The following is a 1,875-nucleotide window of genomic DNA, read 5'->3' on the forward strand; positions in this document are numbered from 1 at the left end:
TTCCTCCTCATATAATCAAGTGTTTTCTATTGAAAATTCAAGGTTTTTCAACCTTTCATATCTCAGTGAATAAGCCACAGCTATGAGCATTTCGATGTATCAGGTACTGAAATAGTGGTTAGAGGGTATACGAAATAAAACGTCATTGATTTCCGTTTTACTGGCCTTGTATATACCCATCCCTCTATGGCAGCTAACCTCCTATATCCACCAGGATCATCTCTGTCTCCAGAGGTCCTAACTTCCTTCGTCCTGCCTGCCCATAACCAGGGTGTCAGCTATGCTCCATTACAGGGTCATGCCCTATGGAAAATATTCCTGCCGACTACTGGCTCATTCTTTGTATTATTGATTACTGACTCGCTTCCTGTTCCAGCACTGTGATCAGTGGACGTTATCTGTTACATTCTGCTTAATTCAGTGGCTGTCCACGTGACAGCCTCCATTATAGTTACTTGTCTTTCTTATGCAGCCTGTAGATAAACTGCCGGTCTCTTGATGTCACTGACCATTTTTTTCGGATCATAATCCACACCTTTAGTCAGCATCGCAAAAAAGACTCGTATCAGCTTGGCTGCAATCGCCATAAGTGACTGCATTTTCTTCAATGGATTCAGCCTTCTGGTTGTGTAATAATTATGTAGTTCCCTGAACTCCGGGTTCTTCGCTACAAGCGACATTGCAACCTCAAAGAGCAGGTATCTGAGTCTCTTTCGACCTCGTCTGCTTATTGTTGTCTCTCCCTTGTGCTTTCCGGAACTGTTCTCAACCAATGCCAATCCTGCAAGCTTCTGCAGTTCTTTCGGACTGTTGAAGCGACTGATATCACCTACTTCTGCAAGGAATCCGGACACTGTCTTGATTCCCACACCTTTGATTTCCAGCAGCTTTTCAGCCATCGGAATCTGTTTTACCAGTTCTTCAATTAGAACCATAACTTCCTGTAGACGCATATTTCTGGATTCATAGTCCTCAAGAAGCATCCGGATCTCCATTCTTGCAGATACTGCTCCTTCTTTGCTTCCGACGCTGTGCTCCGCAGCTTCGATCAGGGTCTTCGCCCTCGCCTTTCCAACTGCTCTCATCTTTGCATCCCGCCAGATCTGGTCCACTCCATCGATACCCAACGTCAGGATATCTTCCGGGAGTGGTGCCTCCTTAAGGATCAGCATTCCGCTCTTGGCATCCGGCTTTCCGTATACCGTCTTATATTCAGGAAAATATATATTGAACCAACGACTGATCCTGTTTTGGATTCTTGTAAGTTCCGACTGTAACTGGAATCTTATGTTTGATGCTGTTCTGAGATCAGCATAAACACCATCCGGCAGATATGGGATCATGTATCGTCCCTCTCTAACCAGACCTGCAATCACTTTCGGATCCTTACGATCATTCTTAGTTGGATTATTGTCGTCGAGTTCTTTTGATTTCTTGACATGATGTGGATTCACAAGTACTGGTTTCATTTCATTATCCTGAAGATACTTTCCAAGATTAAACCAGTAGTGCCCTGTCGGTTCCATGCCTGGAACCACCTTATCCTTCTCATGTTTTTCTTTGAGGTCCAGGATCCATTCCTTAAATGTCACAAATCCGGCCTCTGTGTTACTAAACTTAAATGGTTTCTTTGAATACTCAATGCCTCTGTAGTCAAACGCCCTTGCATAATGTGTTTCACTTCCTACATCGATTCCGATTACCAAAGTTTTTTCAGTTATTGCTTCTATTTTTTTATTCTGTGTGTTAGACTTCATTGTAGATACCTCTCTGTTCAATAAGATTTTTACTAACCTGCCAGTCAGTAGTCTTATTGTACTCTGAGGTATTTTCAATTTTCAACATCCACATTTTTTATTATACAGGAAGCTCCAT

General features: G+C 42.7%; 1 protein-coding gene. It reads right to left on the reverse strand.

Annotation, left to right across the window (positions count from 1 at the left end; all coding sequences use genetic code 11):
• Window positions 1-464 precede the first annotated feature (464 nt).
• A complete protein-coding gene (locus NSA57_RS19375) occupies window positions 465-1,757 on the reverse strand; it encodes an IS110 family RNA-guided transposase (RefSeq protein WP_026649355.1) in 1,293 nt (430 codons plus the stop codon).
• Between the last annotated feature and the right edge of the window lie 118 nt (window positions 1,758-1,875).

The organism is Blautia caecimuris (genome assembly GCF_024622975.1).
GTDB lineage: Bacteria > Bacillota > Clostridia > Lachnospirales > Lachnospiraceae > Blautia_A > Blautia_A caecimuris.